Origin of the sequence: Emticicia soli (genome assembly GCF_037860775.1) — a bacterium.
Taxonomy (GTDB): Bacteria; Bacteroidota; Bacteroidia; order Cytophagales; family Spirosomataceae; genus Emticicia; species Emticicia soli.
Window position 1 is genome coordinate 376,707 of the sequence record NZ_JBBEWC010000005.1, and the last position, 23,317, is coordinate 400,023.

22 protein-coding genes are annotated in these 23,317 nt (G+C 39.1%); 6 read left to right on the forward strand and 16 right to left on the reverse strand.

The genetic code is table 11. The features are described from left to right. Nucleotides 1-433: 433 nt before the first annotated feature. Both WAE64_RS09575 and WAE64_RS09580 read right to left on the reverse strand, forming a co-directional pair. Complete coding sequence (locus WAE64_RS09575) at nt 434-1,306, reverse strand: glycosyltransferase family protein (protein WP_340236139.1); 873 nt, start codon at nt 1,304-1,306, stop codon at nt 434-436. Beyond that, a complete protein-coding gene (locus tag WAE64_RS09580) occupies nt 1,303-1,845 on the reverse strand; it encodes an NUDIX hydrolase (RefSeq protein WP_340236140.1) in 543 nt (180 codons plus the stop codon). The genes WAE64_RS09575 and WAE64_RS09580 overlap by 4 nt, the downstream gene beginning before the upstream one ends. Before the next feature lie 66 nt (nt 1,846-1,911). On the opposite strand from WAE64_RS09580, the gene WAE64_RS09585 reads away from it, so the two are divergent. Both WAE64_RS09585 and WAE64_RS09590 read left to right on the forward strand, forming a co-directional pair. Beyond that, the gene (locus WAE64_RS09585) at nt 1,912-2,799 is read left to right on the forward strand and encodes a DUF2911 domain-containing protein (protein WP_340236141.1); all 888 of its coding nucleotides are present in this window, start codon (nt 1,912-1,914) and stop codon (nt 2,797-2,799) included. A gap of 385 nt (nt 2,800-3,184) precedes the next feature. Next, nucleotides 3,185-3,973: a queuosine precursor transporter gene (locus WAE64_RS09590; RefSeq protein ID WP_340236142.1), complete on the forward strand. Its 789-nt coding sequence runs from the start codon at nt 3,185-3,187 to the stop codon at nt 3,971-3,973. 48 nt (nt 3,974-4,021) lie between these two features. Here WAE64_RS09590 and WAE64_RS09595 read toward each other — a convergent pair whose 3' ends face one another. The 4 genes from WAE64_RS09595 to WAE64_RS09610 all read right to left on the reverse strand — a co-directional run bounded on the left by WAE64_RS09595 (nt 4,022) and on the right by WAE64_RS09610 (nt 7,360). Continuing rightward, the gene (locus WAE64_RS09595; RefSeq protein WP_340236143.1) at nt 4,022-4,186 is read right to left on the reverse strand and encodes a FeoB-associated Cys-rich membrane protein; all 165 of its coding nucleotides are present in this window, start codon (nt 4,184-4,186) and stop codon (nt 4,022-4,024) included. Then, complete coding sequence (locus WAE64_RS09600; RefSeq protein WP_340236144.1) at nt 4,183-4,707, reverse strand: YfiT family bacillithiol transferase; 525 nt, start codon at nt 4,705-4,707, stop codon at nt 4,183-4,185. The genes WAE64_RS09595 and WAE64_RS09600 overlap by 4 nt, the downstream gene beginning before the upstream one ends. A 197-nt stretch (nt 4,708-4,904) precedes the next feature. Beyond that, a complete protein-coding gene (locus tag WAE64_RS09605) occupies nt 4,905-5,696 on the reverse strand; it encodes an inositol monophosphatase family protein (protein ID WP_340236145.1) in 792 nt (263 codons plus the stop codon). Nucleotides 5,697-5,743: 47 nt separating this feature from the next. Further along, nucleotides 5,744-7,360 (reverse strand): DUF4139 domain-containing protein, encoded by a 1,617-nt coding sequence (locus WAE64_RS09610; RefSeq protein ID WP_340236146.1) that lies wholly within the window; start codon nt 7,358-7,360, stop codon nt 5,744-5,746. 296 nt (nt 7,361-7,656) lie between these two features. Here WAE64_RS09610 and WAE64_RS09615 point away from each other — a divergent pair, with 296 nt between their 5' ends. The 3 genes from WAE64_RS09615 (at nt 7,657) to WAE64_RS09625 (ending at nt 11,789) form a co-directional block, all read left to right on the forward strand. Further along, entirely contained in the window at nt 7,657-8,727 is a 1,071-nt protein-coding gene (locus WAE64_RS09615; RefSeq protein ID WP_340236147.1) for an Ldh family oxidoreductase, read from the forward strand. A gap of 229 nt (nt 8,728-8,956) precedes the next feature. Next, nucleotides 8,957-9,829, forward strand: coding sequence for a carbon-nitrogen hydrolase (locus tag WAE64_RS09620; RefSeq protein ID WP_340236148.1), 873 nt, complete (start codon nt 8,957-8,959; stop codon nt 9,827-9,829). A gap of 52 nt (nt 9,830-9,881) precedes the next feature. Then, complete coding sequence (locus WAE64_RS09625) at nt 9,882-11,789, forward strand: ABC-F family ATP-binding cassette domain-containing protein (RefSeq protein ID WP_340236149.1); 1,908 nt, start codon at nt 9,882-9,884, stop codon at nt 11,787-11,789. Nucleotides 11,790-11,873: 84 nt separating this feature from the next. On the opposite strand, the gene WAE64_RS09630 is transcribed toward WAE64_RS09625, so the two are convergent. From WAE64_RS09630 to WAE64_RS09660, 7 genes are all read right to left on the reverse strand, one after another. Beyond that, the gene (locus WAE64_RS09630; RefSeq protein WP_340236150.1) at nt 11,874-12,602 is read right to left on the reverse strand and encodes a hypothetical protein; all 729 of its coding nucleotides are present in this window, start codon (nt 12,600-12,602) and stop codon (nt 11,874-11,876) included. A 111-nt stretch (nt 12,603-12,713) separates the two neighbouring features. Next, on the reverse strand, nt 12,714-13,556 hold the full coding sequence (locus tag WAE64_RS09635; RefSeq protein ID WP_340236151.1) for an MBL fold metallo-hydrolase: 843 nt from the start codon (nt 13,554-13,556) through the stop codon (nt 12,714-12,716). Between the two features lie 4 nt (nt 13,557-13,560). Continuing rightward, on the reverse strand, nt 13,561-14,475 hold the full coding sequence (locus tag WAE64_RS09640; protein ID WP_379977234.1) for a serine hydrolase: 915 nt from the start codon (nt 14,473-14,475) through the stop codon (nt 13,561-13,563). A gap of 83 nt (nt 14,476-14,558) precedes the next feature. After that, entirely contained in the window at nt 14,559-15,050 is a 492-nt protein-coding gene (locus WAE64_RS09645) for an ExbD/TolR family protein (RefSeq protein WP_340236153.1), read from the reverse strand. 133 nt (nt 15,051-15,183) lie between these two features. After that, complete coding sequence (locus tag WAE64_RS09650) at nt 15,184-15,825, reverse strand: oxidoreductase (protein ID WP_340236154.1); 642 nt, start codon at nt 15,823-15,825, stop codon at nt 15,184-15,186. 184 nt (nt 15,826-16,009) lie between these two features. Further along, nucleotides 16,010-17,290 carry a type IX secretion system plug protein gene (locus WAE64_RS09655; protein WP_340236155.1) on the reverse strand — a complete coding sequence of 427 codons (1,281 nt, stop codon included), beginning with the start codon at nt 17,288-17,290 and terminating at the stop codon, nt 16,010-16,012. 52 nt (nt 17,291-17,342) lie between these two features. Then, on the reverse strand, nt 17,343-18,008 hold the full coding sequence (locus WAE64_RS09660; protein WP_340236156.1) for an ABC transporter ATP-binding protein: 666 nt from the start codon (nt 18,006-18,008) through the stop codon (nt 17,343-17,345). 180 nt (nt 18,009-18,188) lie between these two features. Here WAE64_RS09660 and sucC point away from each other — a divergent pair, with 180 nt between their 5' ends. Then, on the forward strand, nt 18,189-19,409 hold the full coding sequence (sucC, locus tag WAE64_RS09665) for an ADP-forming succinate--CoA ligase subunit beta (RefSeq protein WP_340236157.1): 1,221 nt from the start codon (nt 18,189-18,191) through the stop codon (nt 19,407-19,409). A gap of 193 nt (nt 19,410-19,602) precedes the next feature. Here the strand turns inward: sucC and WAE64_RS09670 are convergent, their stop codons facing one another. The 3 genes from WAE64_RS09670 to WAE64_RS09680 all read right to left on the reverse strand — a co-directional run bounded on the left by WAE64_RS09670 (nt 19,603) and on the right by WAE64_RS09680 (nt 23,309). Then, complete coding sequence (locus WAE64_RS09670; RefSeq protein ID WP_340236158.1) at nt 19,603-19,950, reverse strand: heavy-metal-associated domain-containing protein; 348 nt, start codon at nt 19,948-19,950, stop codon at nt 19,603-19,605. 29 nt (nt 19,951-19,979) lie between these two features. Next, complete coding sequence (locus tag WAE64_RS09675) at nt 19,980-21,014, reverse strand: YncE family protein (RefSeq protein WP_340236159.1); 1,035 nt, start codon at nt 21,012-21,014, stop codon at nt 19,980-19,982. A 63-nt stretch (nt 21,015-21,077) separates the two neighbouring features. Further along, a complete protein-coding gene (locus WAE64_RS09680) occupies nt 21,078-23,309 on the reverse strand; it encodes a TonB-dependent receptor (RefSeq protein WP_340236160.1) in 2,232 nt (743 codons plus the stop codon). Between the last annotated feature and the right edge of the window lie 8 nt (nt 23,310-23,317).

Here is a 23,317-nt window from a genome sequence, read left to right on the forward strand (position 1 = left end):
ATAAAACAGAATAAGAAAATAACCCAAAAGTTTATGACATTGACTGTGAGCATTAATTTTATAAAAAACATTCGCTTATTAAATTAGGGTATAAATAGCTAAATTAATATTACAATCAGATAAACTAATAATAAATGGAATAGAATATTACAGATTAATAGGTTTCTAGCTATTTCTTTATAATACTTTTCTGAATCGGTTTTATAGTTAAGAAAGTAAAAAACAGGCTGAACCGCTAAATAATATACAGGAATGAAAACCAAAAAGAATAGTACCCAGCCTCCTAAACCAGATTCGTCTTGATACATTATAATAAATATGAGTATGGACGATATAACAAATGCAACCCAATTTGCTAAGTAAGTTCTTTCAAGAAGTTTTTTCATTTTACCAAAGATTATAAAATACTTTGTTCGAGCTTAGAGCTAATCACCTACAAAACCTTATAATTCTTATACTCCCCAATTCTCCAACCTGTAAGTTTTTCTATAAAAAACAGAATCTTGTTTTTAGTGCTATATTTCTTCTCGGCCACATTAAACTCAAAGTTCCAACTTGCCGCTTCAATACGTTTTTGCATCACGCTTGGGTGAGTGCCACTGAAAATGCGCAGCGAATCTATTTTTGAATAATCAAAATCTGTGTTTTCGGGCTGAATCTTGTCTATTTCTTCTTGTGAGTGCCATAGCGCAATAAATCCACGAATTTTCTCTGCCATTTTTTTAGGAGGTTTTACCCAACCATAATGATAAATATAGGCATCAATCGGTTTTACGTGTAGCTTGGTATTATCAAGTTTTCTGAAACCCTGCGCATCACGGTATGAGGCTACATTTTTAGTATGTCTGAAAACTCTTATCTCATTCCGATACCATTTTCTTGAGTCAGCAATGTAGTTATACGAGCCATAGAAATGGGTATATTTAAAGAGCAAGCCTTCTACGGCCATATCTTTTTCATATTGCTGCATGGCTTGTCTGATTGCAGGGTAATATTGCTCATGCACCACTTCATCGCACTGAATGTAGAAAGCCCAGGTAGTATCGTTGCTTATGGCAGCAATGGCTTTATCGGTTTCAACAGCCAGAACCCTGCCACCTGTTTTTAATGAATCATCCCAAACGGTTTCAATAATTCTGATTTTATCTGAATCAATTGATTGAATCAATGCCAAGGTATCATCTTCCGACTTGCCTACTGCTACCACAAATTCATCACACAAAGGCAATACCGAAGTAATAGCCTCAACGGCAGGATAATCGTATTTGATGGCATTACGCACTATGGTAAATCCTGTAACTTTCATGCGGGTATAAGGGTTTTTCTAACCATTCTCATCATCGACTCTTCACTATTTAATTCCTCTACTTTGCTTAGTTCAATCCAACCTAAATCGTTTGATTCTTCGGTAATCAGCAGAGGCAAATCTTTATCAGCTCTAAACAAAAAGCGAATATCATAATGTAAATGTTCGGGTACTCCTTTGCGCTCTGGTATAGTATGAATATCAATATCAAAAATACCTTCGTTTACCAGTTCAATTTCGCTTACACCTGTTTCTTCTATGGCTTCCTTTAAGGCAACATTCATTACATCACAATCACCATCACAATGACCGCCGGGCTGAAACCATCTGTTTAGTTTACGATGATGCGTTAGCAATACAAACTGTCCTGATTTATCTAAAATCCACGCCGAACCAGTAATGTGTCCAATCAGAAGTTCCCTGTCAAAGCAATTTGTATAGTCATTCACAAATGCTATTGTGCGTTGGGTCATTTTTTGTTCGTTCTGGTCGTGTCCAACATGGCTATTAAGCAACTCAAGTATTTTTTTTCGGTGCATACTTCAATATTTATTATTAATTTGCGTCGAAAATTAGTTTATTAAAACAACGAAAGTCACAATTAAATGAAAAAAATTACATGTCTTGTTGTAAGTTGTTTATTGTCAGCAACTTACACTTTTGCTCAGTTTGCTCCGGCACCAAGTCCGGCTGCAACGGTTTCTCAGGTAGTTGGTACAACCAAAATTTCAGTAGACTATTCTCGTCCGTCAGTAAAAGGTCGTGAAGTTTTCGGAAAACTTATCCCTTTTGACAAAGTATATCGTACAGGTGCAAATGCCTCTACAAAAATCGAAACAACTGGCGATATTACCGTGCAAGGCCAAACCTTGAAAGCCGGTAAATATGCTATCATGTCTATTCCTTCGGCATCTAGCTGGACAGTTATTTTCAGCAAAGACCTTAATGTTTCGGAGCAAAGCTACAACCAATCGAACGATGTATTGCGTGTAACTGCTACTCCACAAGCTGTACCAACTGTAGAATCGTTTACAATCGATTTTTCTGATATTAAAGACGATGCTGCAAAATTGAATATCTCATGGGAAAAAACTAAAGTTTCTTTAGCTATCGGTGTTGATAACATGGCATCTATAGAAAACGTAGTAGCGCAAAAAAACAACGAAGCTTCGGCGGCATTCCAACAAGCGGCTGAGTTTATGCTACAAAAAGGCACAGATTTAAACAAAGCATTAACTTTGGTTGACAAATCTTTAGCCCTACGTGAAAACTTCCGTAACAACTGGGTAAAAGCGCAAATCCTTGATAAATTAGGCAAACCAGCAGAAGCTTTGGTTTTTGCACAAAAAGCGCAAAGCCTTGGTGACGGCGATGGTATCTATCCGTTCTTCAAAGATGGTATCGAAAAAGGTATCAGCGATTTGAAAGCGAAAGTTCCTGCAACGCCTGCAGTAGAAGTAAAAGCAACAAAAGGCAAGAAAAAGAAAGCTTAATTGCCTATATATAAAGCTAAAAATCCCAAACAGACTATGTTTTGTTTGGGATTTTTATTTTGTCGGAATATTGAAGTTGTCTCGCTCAAAACGCCCCTATTTTTAAACAGAAATTAAAACACTAAACAACTTCATTAAAAATAGCCTAGATAGCCAATAAAAAGCGAAGAAATATTTGAGGAAAAGAGATTTAAGGCTAATTTTAGAAAAGTAATTTTTCGGGTAAAACCAACTATATGAATTTAAGATTTAAGAAATAAACTGAATCGTACTCGTAGAGACAGGGCATTGCCCTGTCTCTACCCACATACAGCATATTTTAGAGGACGTTAATTTCTTTAAGCTTAATGAGATATCTATAATCACTAATTCACAAATTTCCCTCATGGCTAACACCGAATCTATTAATTCAAAGAAACAAACGCTTTACATTATCTTGTGCGGTATTTTTCTGACCAATGCCGTTGTAGCCGAAATAATAGGCTCAAAAATCTTTTCGGTTGAGCAAACATTGGGCATAGCTCCCATGCAATTACCACTTTTCGGACAGAAATTCGACTTCAATATGTCGGCCGGAGTGCTAAACTGGCCTTTTGTATTTATTACTTCTGATATTATTAATGAGTATTTTGGCAAAAGTGGCGTGCGTAAGATTTCATACCTCACGGCTATCTTGATTGCCTATGCCTTTATTATTATCTACCTTTCAACCATTGTTATGCCTGCTGAATTTTGGGTGAACCATAATAATAAAGACTTATCGGGTAATCCGTTAAATATAAATGATGCCTATAAAATTATTTTCCGACAAGGCTTGGGTATTATTCTCGGCTCAATCACGGCCTTTCTTGTGGGGCAGATTCTGGATGCTACGGTGTTTCATTGGTTACGAAGATATACCAACAACAAAATGATTTGGTTAAGAGCAACGGGGTCTACCGTTGTTTCGCAGTTGATAGATAGCTATGTGGTAGTATTTATAGCGTTCTATGTATTTAATAACTGGACGCTGACAGAAGTATTTACAACAGGTACAAACAACTATATCTATAAATTTGCCGTGGCGGTGTTGTTAACACCTGTTATTTATCTGGCGCATAATCTGATAGATAAATATCTGGGCAAAGAGCACGCACACAAAATTATTGACGAGGCTACTTTTACACCTATGTAAGTAGCCCAATAGAGCAAGAAATAGTAAATTCCCTATTGTAAAAGCAGCTTACTGCTCTTTTAGGGTAGGGAATTTTGACATATCGACCTGACAAGTACCACAGCCTTTGGCGCATCCTGCGTTGTTTTTGGCTATGAATTGTTTTCGTACCATATTACCCAGATAGGCCAATGCCCCCAAGAAAACCGCTCCGATTACAATATTTTCTATCATCTTCTTCCTAAAGCTTGTAAAATATGTTGATAATGGTGCTCTGAATGCCAGGCATACAAAGCGATAACCTCCTGAATCTCGAAAGATTTCTGATACCCGCCGTGGTAATAAGTCTTTTTTAAACCTTCTTTATCAAGACTTTTGAATAAATATACCATCCGCTTATGCACGCCCTCCACAATCTGTAACGATGGTTTAATGGGCAAACTATGGTCGGGTAATTCAGCCCACGCTGCTTCATCATAACCTTTTATTGGCGGATTTTGTTCAGTTAGCGCAAATCTTATGCGGGTAAACATATTAATATGGCTATCGGCAAGGTGATGTACTACCTGACGGACCGTCCAACCTCCCGGACGATAAGGTGTGGCTAGTTCCGCTTCGTTTAGCTTAGCAGTAAGTGCTTTTAATCTTGCAGGAAACTTATCTAAGACCTGAATATGTGCTTTGGTATCGCCTAATGTATATTGTTTGCCATATACAAAATCACCAATTGGGTACTTTAATTGTTCGAGGTTCATAAGAAGGTTACGAAATTTAGTGAATGAGTGATTTGTGAATGAGCGGCCGCCGCTGTGGTGATTTTGTCTGAACTTTGATTTACCTGATTCACCTGATTTGTATGATTTAATCAAATGAAATAAATGATTCATCAAATTGTAAAATTCAAATCAGTTCAATCAATACAATCAGGTAAATCAAAGTTCAGACAAAATCACTAAATCCAAAACTTCTGTATCTCTGCAAGAAGCTCGGTGTGAACGGCTGAGCCTGCTACTACGTCGCCACGGAAAAGGTGCTCGTCAGTGCCTGAAAAATCGGTGGCTACACCGCCTGCCTCTGTGATGAGCAAAATCCCTGCGGCCATGTCCCATGAGTTGAGGTTGTATTCATAGAAGCCGTCGAAATAGCCACACGCTACGTAAGCCAAATCGATTGCTGCTGAGCCCATTCTGCGCAAGCCATGTGTCTTTTGCATCAGCGATTCCAGTATTTTCAAGTACTTATACTGATTATCAAATTTATAATAAGGGAAACCCGTAGCTAACAGACTTTCGCCTAGATGCTTATTTGCCGAAACGCTGATTTTCTCGCCATTTCTGAATGCGCCGCCACCTTTAGTGGCCGAAAAAGTCTCTTGCGTACACACATTATAAATTACACCCACCAATACATCTTTGCCTTGCGCCAAAGCTAGGCTTACCGAATAATTAGGCAAACTGTGTATAAAATTGGCTGTTCCGTCGAGCGGGTCAATAATCCAGTTAAGGCCGTTCTGGTCTTTGGTTTCAACTGTTCCTTCTTCGGTTATAAATCCAGCCTCGGGCAATATTTGCTCCAATCTGCTGACAATCAGTTTTTCGGTTTCTTTATCAACGTACGATACCACGTTGTTTACTGCTTTGTATTCAACCGATGCGGTACTGAACTTCTTTGCCTCTGCGGCTATAAATTGTCCTGCTTCTTGTGCTACCAGAATTACCTCTTGACAGATTTTTTCTAAATTCATCTTTCGTGTGGTGCGAACTGTCAGTTCGCAGACTAGTTAAATTAATTTTATAAACCCTGTATATTTTTTCCTTTCGGATATTTTACGTTATACTTCAAAATCAATTCTTTGTTATCAAGCGGTTGTAGTGTCAAGCGCCAGATGAGCTTTCCGGTTTCTTTGTTATACTCAGCCCCTTGAATATCCTCGGCCTCAACCTCAATTCTACTATCTTGCGAGATAGGTATCTGGTCTTCAACAACAATAGTAATCGGCTCGCTTTTGGTGTTTCTGAGTGTAATTCTGTATCCGAACGATTCTCTTACATTAGAACCAATGTTTCTTCTTGATTTATATTCTGCTATTGTTTCACGTTTGGTTATGATTTTCTTATCACGACCCAACGAAATCAATAAAGAGTCTTTCGTATCGCTGTTACCAATGTTTGAGGTACCAACAAAAGTGCCTTCGAAATAAATATTAGCAATGCCCGGAAGCAAATTATACTTTTCCCAATCGGTAATAATTGCTGTTAAAAAAGCATCTTTATCGTATTTAGGCACAGCATAATACTTATAAGTAGCAGGTAAGTTGAAATTCTGAATATCCACCATTTCAGGATTGCCACCCGAAATAACTGTGTAAGGCACCGAAATATCAAAGTTTACCGCTAAGGTAGTTTGAATTGTATTTACAAAATCGGCGGTTGATACTATACTTTCCTCCATTTTAGCTTCTGGTGGAGCAGGAGAACTATATAATGCTTTTCCATCTAATGTACCATTATAGTCGCCTCTTCCTCTTGCAACAATAGGTCTTGGTTCATAAACACTTACATATTGTGCGAGTACCTCAGGTTTTGTACCCCCTTCTGATGGATTCGAAGTTGAGAGCGTAAGTCTTACATTCTTCCAGTCGATGCCTGTGTTTTGGAATACATTGGCACGGTAGGCAAGTGCTATATCGCTGCGTACATCTTTGGCTCTTATGTCATAAATCGGCGACCAACCTGCTGCATGCGCAACATAACTGAGATTAATCTCTAAAGTTGAATTAGCTTTTGCTGAAACGGTTAATTCAATTTCTCCGGCTGGTTGGTTAAGGTTTCCACCTTGCGAATTGAGTTGACTTTGCAAGCGAGCCAATTTATCGTTCGCTTCTTTCGACTGGCGAGCCAGCTGCATCTGGCGAGTGCCTATTTCAGTAAGTTTGGTACGGAAAAAATCGAGCATTTCCTTTAAATCCTCTGGTGTTACGCCATCTTTTTCGTTTTTGATGCTGGCGTTCGCCATTAACATATTGCGCTCGTTGTCGGCTACTTTTACTAGCATATCAAGGGTTTCAACCTCAGTTCTGGTTATTCTGATAGAATCTTCCAGTACATTCCGCTTTTTATTGCCTAGATAATTATGCTTAAATTTTACGCCCATTATTACCACATCGCCTTTGCCACCTACCTGAATACTGTTAGGGTCAATAGTAGAAGCTACATTGCTGATAATCAGCTTGCTTGTGCCTGTTAGTACAGTAGCTCTTACTTTGGCATCAATCTGTGCACGATTCAAAAATACGGTAATATGCTGGTTTTCTGCTTCTACTCGAACCTGATTCTGTGAGAAAACATAGATTCTCATGCCGAGTAGCAGAATTAAAAAAGGAAAGCTTCTATAAACTGATTTTTTCATAATAAATAGGTTTAAATACAGATGGTTTTGTCGAAGAAACAGCGAATAGAATTCGCCGTCTAATTTAACAAAGGTATTTTTTATTTAGTTATACGGACTCAAGCGACCGACGCCCGGTTCGCTTTAATAACGATTTTTATTGCGTAAAATTTATCTATTTCTGACGACAATTTTAATAAAAAATATTGGGTTTGCCGTTTTTTATTTTCCTTTGCTGAAAAAATAATGATTAGACAATCTTTCGTGTAGCAATCGCTACCTGTGAAGATTATTTGATTCACAATTCCATTGAAAAGATGATTACAGAGAAACGATTAAGAAGTTTTACAGAAAAAATATTCACAGCCATTGGCTGCTCTACCAAAGATGCAAAACTGGCCGCAGACGTATTAGTGTCAGCCGATTTGAGAGGAGTAGATTCTCATGGAACGGCTCGCTTGGCAGGTTATGTAAGGTTATATGATAACGGACGTTTGAACCCAACACCGGAAATCAAAATTGTACATGAAACACCTTCAACTGCGGTGATTGATGGCGATAAAGGTTTGGGATTAGTAGTTGCGCCATTTGCCATGAAAGTAGCCATGAAGAAGGCAAAAAAATATGGCTCCGGCTGGATTTCGGTTCAAAACTCTAATCACTTTGGTATTGCAGGTTATCACTCAATGCTTGCCCTTCAAAACGATATGATTGGTTGGGCCATGACCAACGCAGCACCTTTGGTTGTACCTACTTTTGCTACCGAAAAAATGTTGGGCACAAACCCGATTGCGGTATCGGTACCGGCGGGTAAGCAACCGCCTTTTGTTGCCGATTTTGCTACTACTGCTGTAGCCTATGGCAAATTAGAGATACTACAACGCAAAGGTTTGCCTGCGCCTATTGGCTGGGTACAAAATGCTGAAGGTGGAGCAACAGATGATTCAAACGCTATTAAAAACGGTGGTGGATTGTTGCCATTAGGCGGAGACCGTGAACATGGCAGCCATAAAGGTTATGGTTTGGGTGCTATTGTTGATATTTTTTCGGGTGTTTTGTCTGGCGCAAATTTTGGTCCTTGGGTGCCACCCTTTGCAACGGCTGGTTTTCATGGCGTAGCTGCCGAGCAAGTTGGTAAAGGTACAGGTCACTTTTTAGGTGCCATGCGCATAGATGGCTTCCGTCCGAAAGAAGAATTTAAAGAGAGCATGGACACCTGGATTAAACGTTTCAGAGAAGCCAAACACGTTAGCGGAAATCCAGTGTTAATTCCCGGAGACCCTGAAAGAGAACTAGAAAAAATCAGAAGAGCCGATGGGATTCCGTTGAACGAGAAGGTAATAGAAGATTTACAAGGGTTAGGAGAGAGGTTTGGGGTGAAGTTTTGAGTAGAAAATAGTTATGCAAAAGGCCGACTCAAGTCGGCCTTAAAAATAAAATTTCTTTGTTAATTTAGCCGGTGAATTTATTCACCGAATCAAAGCACTGCTTCACATTTACACTTCATCCATACCAATTATATCTCACAGCATTTTTCTTAACATGCGCTTTGCTTATTCTAACTAAAATATTCTGATATTTTTTTCGTAATTTTGCAGTTCACAGAACGCAAAATGCATGAAAAAAGTTAAGATTGGCCTTGTGCAGATGTCTTGTTCGGCCGATGTAGCAGAAAATATAAATAAAGCCATAGAAGGTATAAAAAAAGCAGCAGAAAATGGCGCAAACATTGTATGTCTGCAAGAGTTATTTACTTCTCTTTACTTTTGTGATGTAGAAGACCACAACAATTTCAGTTTAGCCGAAGCTATTCCGGGGCCAACTACCATGACCTTGTCGGCAGTAGCCAAAGAACACAACGTGGTAATTATTGCCTCTTTGTTCGAAAAACGTGCCGCCGGACTGTATCATAACACTACTGCCGTGATAGACGCAGATGGTTCTTACTTAGGAAAATACCGCAAAATGCATATTCCTGACGACCCGGGATATTATGAGAAATTCTACTTTACACCGGGCGATTTAGGTTATAAAGTTTTTGATACCAAATTTGCCAGAATCGGTGTGCTTATCTGTTGGGACCAATGGTACCCTGAGGCGTCTCGTATTACCTCGTTAATGGGTGCTGAGGTGTTGTTTTTTCCTACCGCTATTGGTTGGGATACCAACGAAAAATTGGACGAAGCCAACATTGAGCAATACAATGCCTGGCAAACGATTCAACGCAGCCATGCCGTTGCCAATGGTGTCCACGTGGTATCGGTAAACAGGGTAGGGCGTGAAGCCGACCAGAAATTCTGGGGTGGTAGTTTTGTGGCTAATCCGTTCGGAAGTTTGCTTTATCTGGCATCGCACGATAAAGAAGAGGTACACGTGCAGGAAATAGACCTTGCCTTGACCGAGAAATACCGAACAACGTGGCCTTATTTGAGAGACAGAAGAATTGATAGCTACGGCCCGATTCTAAAAAGATATATTGACGAACCATAAATATCAAAAGAAAATAACATCGGCCGAACCGATGATTTAATAACATATTTGAATGTTAACAATAAATAACTTATCGTTTTATTTTGGTGGAAGAGCCATCTTTGATGGAGCGAATTTACAGATTAAACCTAAAGACAGAATTGGCCTTATTGGTTTGAACGGAATGGGTAAATCTACCCTTTTAAGACTAATTGTAGGCGAATACCAAGCCGATGGCGGTAGTATTTCAAAAGCCGGTGATTGTTCAATTGGCTTTTTGAATCAGGATTTGCTTTCGTACCAAACCCATGATTCTATTCTGGCAGTAGCCATGCAGGCTTTTGAGCGTGAGAATTATCTGCAAACCGAAATCGATAAAGTACTTCATGAAATGGAAGTAAATTATCGTGACGAACTGGTTGACAAACTAGGCCACCTGCAAGAAGAATTTGACCACCTTGGCGGATATACTATTCAGTCGAAAGCTGAGGAGATATTGGAAGGTTTGGGTTTTAGAACAGAAGAATTACAAAAACCACTGAAAGAGTTTTCGGGAGGTTGGCGTATGCGTGTAATGCTGGCGAAATTGCTTTTGCAAAAACCATCGTTACTATTGCTCGATGAGCCTACCAACCACTTGGACTTACCGTCGATTCAGTGGGTTGAAAAATACATTGTGAATTACGAAAACGCTGTTGTGGTAGTATCTCACGACCGTGAGTTCTTGGACAACGTTTGTAATACAACTGTTGAAGTAACACAAAACAAGCTATGGTCGTATCCGGGCAATTACTCTTTTTATGTAGAAGAAAAAGCCCTGAGAAGTGAAATCCAGAAGAGTGCTTTTGAAAACCAACAGGCACAGATTCGTCAGACTGAGCGTTTTATTGAGCGCTTTAAAGCAAAAGCATCAAAGTCTCGTCAGGTACAGTCTCGTGTAAAAGCATTGAATAAACTTGATTTGATTGATGATGTAATTGATGCCAATGCACGTGTGCATTTCAAGTTTAAGTTTAGTGTTAATCCGGGGCGTAATGTAATGGCTTTGGAGAACGTAAGCAAAGCTTATGGTGAAAAGGTGATTCTGGACAATACGACTATTAATATTGAAAGAGGCGATAAAATTGCATTGATTGGTGCCAATGGTAAGGGTAAATCAACTTTGTTGAGAATCATTGCCGGTTCAGAACCAATACAAGGCGAACGCAAACTGGGTCATAATGTAAACTTCTCGTTCTTTGCACAGCACCAGTTAGAGTCTTTGCACATGGATGAAACCTTGTTGGAAGAACTTAAATACGCTGATTCGGCTAAAACTGAGCAAGAGTTACGCATGGTACTTGGTTGTTTCTTGTTTCAGGGCGAAGATGTTTTCAAGAAAATCAAGGTACTTTCAGGAGGTGAGAAATCACGTGTGGCATTGGCAAAAGTATTGATTTCAGAAGCGAACTTTCTACTACTCGATGAGCCTACCAACCACTTGGATATGCAATCGGTAAATATCCTGATTCAGGCGCTTGACCAATACGAAGGTACTTACGTGGTTGTATCCCACGACCGTCACTTTGTAAGCCAGGTTGCCAATAAAATATGGTACATCGAAGACCACCAGATTAAGGAATATCCGGGTACTTATGATGAGTACGAAACTTGGGTAGAAGATAACAAAGCTAATCGACCAACAACTGCTGCGCCTTTGCCTGTAGCTGTTAAGAAAGAAGAAAAGCCGGCTCCGGTGGTAGAAACCAATACCAAAAACCAAAACCAGATTAAAAAGCTAGAGCGTGAGATTGAAGAGATAGAGGCGAAAGTATCAGACCTAGAAAAAAAGAAATCGCTTTTGGAAGAAAAACTGGCCGACCCAACGATTTTTGGTGATAGCTCAAAATTGCAGAAAACAAATATCGAATACGAACAAACCAAAACAGAGCTTGCAAAGCTTAATGAGGTTTGGGAAAGTAAAATGATGGAGATAGCTTGATATATCAAGTTTTACCCCTATCCCTAATCCCTTTCCCCAACAGTGGGGAAAGGGACTTTTTTGCTACCCTTGATAGGGTTTCATTTACAATCTCGTCCATCTGAAAAGTTCTTTGCCTGCTTTGCCCATTACGCCATCTTCTTGCCAGATAAAATCATAAAATACAATATCGTTTCCTTCAAATTTATAACCATAGGTTTTAGTTTGGTCGCTAACTTTTTTACCAAAATTTATTAAATCAATGTTGGTTTCGGTAGTAACATAATCAACCCATACCTGGTAGGTGTCAAAATCATCTACACCACTTAATTGATTATTAGGCCCAACTTCAATGGTTTTCCCTTTAGAAGTATATTTACCGACCCAAAGTTTATTCTCTACAAATTCAATAGCATCTACTTTTTTGAAAGTAGTTGTACCTAATTTTAGAGTAGAACCATCTTGGCTTCCTACATATTCTGGTGTTGGTTTTACTTCGTAAGTGTTAAATAATTCAAGCTTATCGCCATTTTTTACTTTGAAAGCCGAGCCTTCATGGAAATTCCAAACCATATTGGCCGTGTCAGCAGCAGCATTGAACGAAACCATCACGGTATCGGCATAGATTTTGGCTTTAAGTGGCGATTTTGTTTTCTCCAGCGTTTCCAGATAGCGTGCATTTACCCATACACTATTGCCAAGGCCGCTTGATGGTACTTCAGCAACGGCAACGCTGGTGATACTATCAGGCGTACTCGTTTCTGACTGAGACGATGGTTTGCTACAAGAGAAAATGATGGTACCTAAGGCAAAAACAAAAACGTTTTTTTTCATAATGAACAAATATTTAGTGTGTTAGTGATTTCCTGTTTATGCAGTAGAAGTGATAGTTTTTAATAATGACGAGAATTGAAGTTAATTTAATAATCACTGCTACGGCAGCCGCTAAATAACCTCAATTTTCTCTCCCAACCTCAAAACCTTATAAGGCGTACCGTATTCATGGGCTTTGTTTACAAAGTTTTCGGGGTCTTCGGTATTAAATTCAAATAAATGATAGTGATGCGGTATAACCAATTTGGCTTCTATTTCTTTACCTATTCTTGCGGCTTCTTCAAAACTTAGGTTTCCGGCAACTTTTCTTTCGGGTTTATTGCCATTAATCGGCAGAAAGGCTATATCGACCTTGAAAGGTTTTAGAATTTCAACCATACCATCGTACCAAAGCGTATCACCCGAATGATAGACCTTATAAGGCCCAAATTCAGCTATAAAGCCCATGTATTTCAATTGTCCTACTTCGTCTCTTTCTATGACATTGTGCGCCGCCGGAACGCCGTAAATTTTGAATGGATGAATTTCAATACTTTCATTATCATTCAAGCCAACCGGAAAGTCAAGCGCACATTTTAAACGCTCTACTACAAAAGCCCGATTTGCTTCCGGTATTACCATTGTGATAGTCGGATTTTTCTCAAAAATTGGCAATAAAGTTTCAGCATCAAGGTGGTCGGTATGATTATGCGACGATGTTACCACATCTATCATATCCAACAATGCAGGGTTAACAACCAGCTCGCTTATGCGTGTGTGTGGTTTGTCTGTGCTGGAATATTTTTTTGTAAGAGAATCAGACAAATAAGGGTCAAAAAGCAAGTGCTTACCCAGATACTGAATCAGGAATCCGCTTTGCCCTAACCACCAAACCCTGAATCCTTCGGTTTGAAAGATGGAGGTTTTTATATCGTTTATTAATTGTTCGTCTTTCTGATAGGCTTCTACCCACATAATATTATAGTTTTTCGTATCCTTCTACTGGTTTCCACTTCGATTTTGGTTCAAAATAATGCCAAAGTAAGGCACTTACTTTACGTAACAATTCGTAACCCTCATTGTTTCGGTCCCACGATTCATCTTTTTGGTTTTTGGTGATTACGCTATACACATACTCACCACTTGGCGCATGAACTAAAACTGTTTCGGAACGTGAGCGATTCACCGCTCCGTTTTTAGTAGCTACCTTAATATTTTCGGGTATTTGAGATAGGCCTTCTTCATCCCAGAACTGGCGGCCGAGATTTCGGTACATTCTATCGGAATAAGCAGGGGAAATGATTTTACCTTCACGTATCATAGTCAACAAATTTGCCATTTCTCGTGGCGATGTTTGTCCCCAACCGTATTGGGTTCTGTTAGCTTCTCTGCCCGGTGTTCTTGAGTTAACCCTTGTTACCTGAAAGCCCAGAGAGTCAAGAATAGCATTGATTCTCTTACCACCGCCTGATAATGCTTGTAGCCATAAGCTGCCTGTATTATCGCTTACGGTACACATTAGCATTACTACTTTGCTTAGTGTAATCTTGGCGCTGTCTTTAAGTGAGCCTACAATGCCATCATCGTATTTCAGTGAGTCTCTGTAGATCAATTCCTGTTCGTATTTAAGCCTGCCTTGTTTTATCTTATCGAACGTGCCAATCATGATTGGGATTTTTATCATGCTGGCCGTTGGGAAAATAGTATCGGCATTGATAGCCACAACTTTATTAGTTTTAATATTACGCACATAAATGCCCACATCGCCCTTAAAATCTTTAATAAGCTCTTCGAGTTTGGCTTTCAGTTTCTGGTCTTCTTTTAAAACCTGTGCAAAGCCCGCAAACGGACAGATAATGATATTTAGTAAAGCAATGAAAAGTAGTTTTTTTATCATAGAGGCTTAGTAAAGCCACTAATATAAGCAATTTTCTGTGGAGTTGTGTGGATTAAATTTTTTAGTCAGCAATACATAATTTAAGGTTTCATTTTAGCTTCATATACCTGTTTTTCTTTTGGGGTAATGTCAGCTAATACATATCTATCTTGTTTGGTGATAGCCATTTCGTCGAGGGCATCAACGGCATTTTTGTAGTTGGCATCGTCGGTGGCTCGTATTATTACTGTGTAGAAATCTGGATTCTTGGCTTCTTTTCTTTTTTCTAAAATCAATTTGCGCAGCGCTATACCATAATTTACTTCTTGAAGTAAATCGGTATCTAATTCATTGAAGTTTTTCTGATGCCAGAAAACCCTGTTATCTTTTCCAAGAATCAGGCTCAGTGTATTTGTCTCGCTAATAGGTGGAGGAGAATCTTCTACTTCTTTCTCTGGCATATTCAACTTCATCATGTTTGGGGTCGAAAGCGTGGTAGTAAACATGAAGAAAGTAATTAATAAAAAGCCTAGGTCGACCATAGGAGTCATGTCAACCCGTGCTACACGGGCGTTTGTAGTTATTTCTGCCATTTTTGTAAGAGTTTAAATTGAACGAAAAATTCTGTATTTAGAAATATGTCTAAATATCTAAATAATTTTATTCAAAGCAAATAAATCTTACATTTTTTTTCGATAAGATTTTAGATTGTATTAAACAGATGGATTAAGAGGCAAAGGATTGCATAGTGCCTGATTCAATAATTTGTGTGCCTTTAATGCCTTTTTTTGCATAGGCGAGCATGGCATTGGCTACGGTTTCACCTTTAATAGCCTTATATTTAAGCGGAGTAAGAAAATCAAGCGCGCGCATAACCAAAGCCGCAAATCCTTCGCCTGCACGAGATTCTTTGCGCTCACCAAGTAGGAGAGAGGGATGGAAAATAAGGAGATTAGGATAATACAATTCGGCTAAGGCTTTTTCTATTTCGCCTTTTACCCTGTTATAATAAAACATTGATTTTGCGTCGGCGCCCATAGCTGTTACAATCAAAAATTGCGTAGCACCATTTTTCAAGGCTGCTTTTGCGACTTCAAACGGATACGTAAAATCAACTTTATAAAATGCTTCTTTAGAGCCCGCTTGCTTCATAGTAGTACCCAAACAGCAAAATACATCATCTGCCTTTATAAGCGATGCGTCCAGTTTATCAAAATCAACCACAATCTGCTCTAATTTTGGGTGCTGAAAATCCAGGGGCTTCCGAACCAGAACCTTGACAGCCGAATAAGAAGGGTCGCTGACAATTTTACGGGTAAGATGCCCACCGATTAACCCGGTTGCACCTACTATGAGGGCGGTTTTCATGAATAAACTATTTAGTGATTGAGCGATTTTGTCTTGAACTGTGATTTACCTGATTGAATTGATTTACCTGATTTTAAATATTGATATGTGATTTTGAAAAAGAATTACAATCAGAAAAGAATAAAATCATTAGAGTTTTTTTCATAACAATCACCAAAATCAGGTAAATCACAGTTCAAGACAATTATCGCCTCTTATTAAAATCAACTATTTTATAACTAACCAATTTTTCAGAACGGGCTGTTACGGGTTTGTGATAAATAAAAATCTCGTAAGTGTTTTCGGTCTCGGCGAAATTCCCTTCATAAAATGCTTCATCTGGTTTGCCGTCTTTTACCACTACAAAATCATAATTATAAACCCCTTGTTTGAGCTGTATTGTGGCCGTGTAACCCCCAAAATCGGTGTCGTACTTCATTTCATTGTTTTTATCCAGTCGCCAATCGTTGAAACTGCCGTTTACATATACCTTTTCATTGGGTGTTAATTCATCTGTTTTTAAGGCAAAAGTCATAAAAATGTAATCGGCTTCGGTTACTGCTCTGGTGCCATCACGGTTATCGATTACATACATGCCATCAAAGTCATTCGATTCTATATAAACACTTTTGGCCCGGTCTCGCTGCATCGTAACCCACATATCGTCTTCTTTGCCACGTTGTATTTTATCAATAAACAACCCTCGGGTATAAGTACTCCTTGAATCAAAGAAGCGGAATTCGTTAGTGCCCGGAAAAGTATTTTCATCATCAAAAAAGCGAAAATCCAATTGATTGGTAGAATTATTGACGCTGAAAGGTTTCAGATTCTTTACTATTTTATCCCAACGGTAATTCTGGCGGATAATGATTTTAAACTCATCACGAGGCGACAGCACGCTGTAAGCACCATAATTAACCTGCAAATCTACTTGCTGATGGGTTTTATATTTTGCCGGATTCTGCGCCTGGCGAACCGTTGCCATTGAACTAACGCCGTTTTCGTAGACCATAAACCGACGAGAAAGCATATAATCGTCTCGGCGACGGTCTTTCCACACTACTACCAGATAATTACCCGAAAGCAATACTTTTGGTAGTTCTATTTTGTAATGATAAAACGGTACTTTGGTGTTTTGAGAAACCTGATAATCGTTTATAATCAAATCGTTATACTCAGGCATATATTCAATTTCTGATAGCACCGATTGCTTCCAGTCCATGCCGCAGTGCAATATTTTTACATGGTATTGCTGATAAGTAGGGTTCAGGTCGTCGAACTCTAACCATAAACTATTATTATCATTTAGTTGTACAACGGGCGGATTCAGACTCTTAGCAGGGTCGTCGGCATTGCCTACTAATGGATAAAGCTGTACCGACCTGATGTTGGGGTCGTAGGTAGTATCCTCAAACCTTAATTGTTTTGTTTGGGCCGCCAGCCAATGTACTGGCAATAGAAACGCTATTAAAATGAGTTTTTTCATAAGAGCAGGAGAAAATAAAATAACGACCGAACGAATCAGTTGTTTTAATTCGTTACAAAATCTGTCCGTCTTGCATTACCAGTTTTCTGTCCGACATATCGGCTAGGTGCTCGTTATGTGTAATAATTACGAACGACTGGTTGAATTTTTTCCGTAATTCAAAAAACAAATGGTGTAGTTCTTCGGCATTTTTTGAGTCTAGGTTACCGCTTGGCTCATCAGCAAAAACCACCGATGGTGAGTTTATTAAAGCTCTTGCCACTGCTACACGTTGTTGTTCACCGCCCGATAATTCAGAGGGAAAATGTTGCACTCGCTCGCCTAAACCTAGCAGAGTCAGTAATTCGGTGGCTCTTTTTTCAACTTCCTCCTTACTCTTGGTATTATTTCGGGTCTGTTGAATCCAGGCAGGAATACACACGTTTTCGAGTGCCGTAAACTCGGGCATCAGGTTATGAAACTGAAAGATGAAACTGATTTTTTCGTTACGGAAACGAGCCAGTTCTTTGTCTTTCAGCGAACTATAATTAACACCATCGAGCATCACTTCTCCCGAATCGGCTTTATCAAGTGTGCCTAGAATATGCAAAAGCGTGGTTTTGCCCGCACCCGATGCCCCAACTATAGAAACAATTTCACCCTGATTAATCGTGAGATCGATACCTCTTAATACTTGCAGACTTCCGTAGCTTTTTTTTATGTTCTTTGCTTGTAGCATATTATTTTTTGTGGAGCGATTCTACCAAATCTTCTTTGTTTGTCTTGTGAAAAGCAATTTTAGACGATTAATTTTCAGAATCGTATTTTATGATTTAGCAAAGTAAATGATATTTGATTGATAATTAATAATTGTTCACTAATTTAGCGAAAATTTTATAACCTCTAAAATCTACTTTACATGAACGTTCACGAGTATCAAGGTAAAGAAATACTAAGCCGTTATGGTGTACGAATCCAACGTGGGATAGTTGCCGAAACTCCGGAGCAGGCAGTGGCTGCTTACAAGCAAATTGCAGAAATGACCAATTCTAAATTTGCTGTAGTTAAATCACAAATACATGCAGGTGGACGTGGAAAAGGTAAAATTGTCGGTACCGAACAACGTGGTGTACAATTAGCTAAGTCTGCTGAAGATGTAGAGCGTATTTCTACTAACCTTTTAGGAAATGTATTGGTAACGCTTCAAACAGGCGCAGAGGGCAAAACTGTTAACAAGGTTCTTGTTGCAGAAGATGCTTACTACCCTGGTGACAGCGAGCCTAAAGAATATTATATGGGTATTTTGCTTGACCGTGCAAAAGCTTGCAATGTAATTATGGCCTCTACAGAAGGTGGTATGGACATTGAAGAAGTAGCTGAGCATAGCCCGGAAAAAATCATCAAAGAGTGGATCGACCCACGTGTTGGTTTACAGGCGTTTCAAGCACGCAAAATTGCTGATAAATTAGGTTTAACAGGCGAAGCCAACAAAGAAATGGTGAAGTTTGTAGGCTCTCTATACAAAGCCTATGTTGAGTCTGATTCATCAATGTTTGAAATCAACCCGGTTTTAAAAACATCAGATAACAAGATTCTTGCTGTTGATGCAAAAGTAAACCTTGATGACAACGCATTGTATCGCCACCCTGATTTGTCGCCAATGCGTGATAAATTAGAAGAAGATCCATTAGAAGTTGAAGCATCAGAAAGCGACCTTAACTATGTAAAACTTGACGGTAACGTTGGTTGTATGGTAAATGGTGCTGGTTTGGCTATGGCTACTATGGACATCATCAAGTTGTCAGGTGGTGAGCCTGCTAACTTCCTTGACGTAGGTGGTGGAGCAAATGCTAAAACGGTAGAGGCTGGTTTCAGAATTATCTTGAAAGACCCGAACGTGAAAGCTATCTTGATTAATATCTTTGGTGGTATTGTACGTTGCGACCGTGTAGCAACAGGTGTTGTTGAGGCTTATAAAGCTATCGGCGAAATTCCTGTGCCTATCATTGTTCGTTTACAAGGAACAAACGCTGCCGAAGGTGCGAAAATCATCAACGATTCAGGCTTGAAAGTATTCTCAGCTATCTTGTTGAAAGAAGCTGCCGAATTAGTAGAAAAAGTATTGCAAGAGAATGCTTAATTCTATATAGCTTATCAAAAACAAAAAAGGAGATGCGAAAGCACCTCCTTTTTTGTTGTCTTGAACTGTGATTTAACTGATTGAATTGATTTACCTGATTCATTTTATCACTTTAGGATGATTAAATCATTCGTTGTATTAAATCAACGTAATCATAAAAATCAGGTAAATCAAAGTTCAAGACGACTTAAAATCAGTCCTTATGTGGAGCGGCTGTTTTTTGACAGCAGTCTGGCAATGCATCGTGCGATTTTTGGTCGGCTACTACTTCATCGGCATCGTAGCCGATTTTCGAAATAGCTTTTTTGATTTTTTCAGGGCTCGTTTTCTTAGGGTTATACTTAACCGTTACCACCTTGTCGTCGAGGTTAAGAGTTGAGCCTACAATGCCTTTGCTTACGCCTAAGTCACGTTCGATACGTTTTTTGCACATGCCACAAACCGCCGAAGTTTTAATTTTTACTTCTGCCGTAGGAGGGTCTTCTGTTGCAAAACCGTTGAAAACAATGGCGAAAAACAGGATAAATAAGAGATTTTTCATTTTGTGTATTGTTTGGTTATATAAAACTATTATTCTTTTAAAACAATTCCATTTGGGTTAAGGCCCACAGGTATATCCATAGTTTTTTGGTGCGATGCCGTATTTATGACTGATACCGTATGCCCCATCTGATTGGCCACATAAGCCGTTTTTTCATCTTTCGAAAACTTAATGGCATGGGCATCGTTGCCTGTTTCAATGCTTGCTTTCAATACCCATTTATTTGCTTTGCGCTCAAAATAAGCCACTTTATTTTCTCCGGCCTGGCATATCCACAACTCGTTCAGCGTTTTATTGTAGGCAATCTGGCCGGGTTTAAAATCTAAATCAAGTAACTCGTCTACGTTCAGCGTTTCGGGGTCAACAATGTTTACTGTCTTCAGATTTTTATTTTCTACGTAAATTTTACCGTCACTCACTGCCCATACATTTGTAGGGAAGGGGTCAACTTTGATAAATTTCTCTGCTTTTTTCAATTTGGTGTTTACGGCCAGAATAAAGCTACTTTCGTTGAGTGCCACAAAAGCATAATTCCCGTTCTGAGAGAAAACTACTTCTGTGGGGTCGGCACCTAAGAAAATCACCTCTTTTTGTGCACCTGTTTCGGCATCAAACACAAACATTTCGCCCGAGTGGCTGGTAGATGCTGACCAGAGTTCTTTGTTATCTGGCGAAAACGCTGCATTGAAATTAACCCAATTGAGCGCCACTTTATACAATTGTTTACCATTCTGAGCATCAAGTACTACAATACCGCCTTTTTTATCGGTTGCCTGGTGTAGTAAATCATGGTTTTGTGTAAAATCGAATTCAGGCAAGGCCACAGATAATTTTTTACCATCAGGCGACAACTCAATGTGATGAGGGAAACGCCCCAAATCGGTGAGTTGTATCATTTTCTTTACTTTTTTTTCGTTTAGGTCAATGACAGAAATCGTATTGCTTCCGCCGTTTACGACATAAGCCGCCGGAAAATCAATGTTTTCGGATTGAACTTGTTGTTTGTCTTTGCATGAAACAACTGATAGAAATAAGAAATGACAAATTATCAGGTAAATCTTCATAATTCAAATGTTGCGTTTTTATTTTTGTAACGCTAAACCATCGGGTATGGTATCGATCTTGCTTTAAATTATACCGCCTAATTTATATCTTGTACCGAAATAAATAATGCGGCCAACTACCGGCCCCCAGGCGCTACCGCCATCAAATCTTGACCCAAAAGGTGTTTCTGGTGTTACAATCGGGTCTTTTTGTGTGAAATTATTAAGGTTTTCGCCACCTATGTATAAATCCCAACGACGGAACGAACGAGACACCTGCGCATTGATATTCACGAAGGCCGGAGCATAGCTAATAGGCATACTTTCGTAGCTTGTGTGCTGGTAGTTAGGTGATAGATTCGGAATACGACGAGTACCGTTGTATTGTAAGGTAAAATCAAACTTCCATTTGTCATAAGGTAAGGCATAGCCTACATTAAACAGAACACGGTCTCGAGGTATAAACATCTTTTTAAGGGTAATTGCTTGATTATAAGGCTTGCCCAAGGTTTGCCAAACATCGGTGTAACGGTAAGCCACTTTAAATTCAAGACGATTGATAGGAACAAGGTTCAACTCAATTTGCGCCGAATTGGCATGGTTACCTTTGTTGCCCGAATTATAGAAATACAAAAACTGCGGGTGCTCGGTATCGGCTATAAGCTGATTTACAAAATTGGTATGGTATAAATCTACAATCAGGTTTGACTTTCCAAAATGTTTTGTATAACTAATACCAAAATTCCAGGCAATTTCGGGTTTGATTCTGTCCAGAAATCTTACTGTTCTTGAACTTACCAGATTCCCGAAATACTCGGCAAATGGGTTTGCTGTTCTGAAACCTTTTCCGGCCGACACACGTAGTGCGTTATCGTTATTGATATTATACAATACGTGGACGCGTGGTGTAAATATAGTGCCATAAAGGTTATGGAAGTCGGTTCTTGCTCCGGCTACAGCCGTAATCTTGTCTAAATATTTATAAGTGTATTCAAAAAAAGCACCTGGCACTATCTCGGTTCGGGTCATTAATGTATCAGCGAATCTTTCGTTGAAATCGTCATACAAGAAACTAGCCCCTGTTTTATAGGTATGGTTGGTATTACCGATAATATCCTGATAAATCAGATTCCCGTAAAGTGTATTTTCACGACCATTATAAGGGCGGAATCCAAATTGTGATTTTGAATCATGGATTATCCCATTCACAATCAAGCCAAGCCCTCTGTATGGTTTTGTTGGGAACAATTTAGCAGTTTTAGAGAAAAACTCAACTCTATTGGTGGTATTAGTAAAACGATAAATGATGTTATCGAGTGCCAAAGGATTTTTGGTAATTTGCCCACCCAGACGGGTATCGTACAAATACTTAACCCCAAATTGTGCCATCATTTTATCAGACTCATATTTCCAACGATTGATAAAGTTAGCCTGTGTGTATTTAGGCAGGTCGTAGAAATTATCGTTGTTTTTATCAATCTCACTTTGCATAGTAGAACCATGCGTAAGAAAACCTACCGACCAGCGTGGTTTACCATTTTTACGTGATAATATTTTAGCCAGATTCAGGTTTACTTCTCCACGGCCTAAACTGTTTACATAGGTGTTCAGATATACCCTTTCTGATATATCAGGCTTTTGTAGTTCTACATTTATTTGTCCGGTCATTGATTCATAACCATTTATCACAGAGCCAGCACCTTTACCTACATCAATTGATTGCACCCATGTGCCCGGCACATAATTCAACCCGAAAGTGGTGGCTAATCCTCTTAATGAAGGTACATTTTCAACGTTCATTTGTACATAAGTGCCTGCCAAACCTAACAACTGAATTTGTTTGGCACCCGTTACAGCATCAGAATAACTAACAGATACCGAAGCATTGGTTTCAAAACTTTCTGACAAATTACAACAAGCTGCTTTTGCCAGTGCCTTAGCTGTAATGATTTCTGTCTGGTGTGGCGATAATCTGTCGATGGCCGTTGAGCCACTTTTCACAACTATTTCCTGCAACTGGTTTTCTGATTTAAGGTAAACCTTTAGTTCTGTTTCGTTTGTTATCGCCAAAGTATCAGACTTAAACCCTACAAAGCTGATAATTAATTGATTGGATTTTGTGCGGGGTATCGAAAACTTTCCTTCAATATCAGTCTGTGTGGCTACTTTCGTACCCAGCCAATGCACAGTAGCACCTATAAGTGCCTCATCTTTTCCGTTCGAATTATCTAATACAATACCCGTTACGTTTTGGGCAAAGCCAGATAATGAAGAAACCACCAGTATAAAACTAAATATGTATTTTAAATGATTCATGCCTGCTC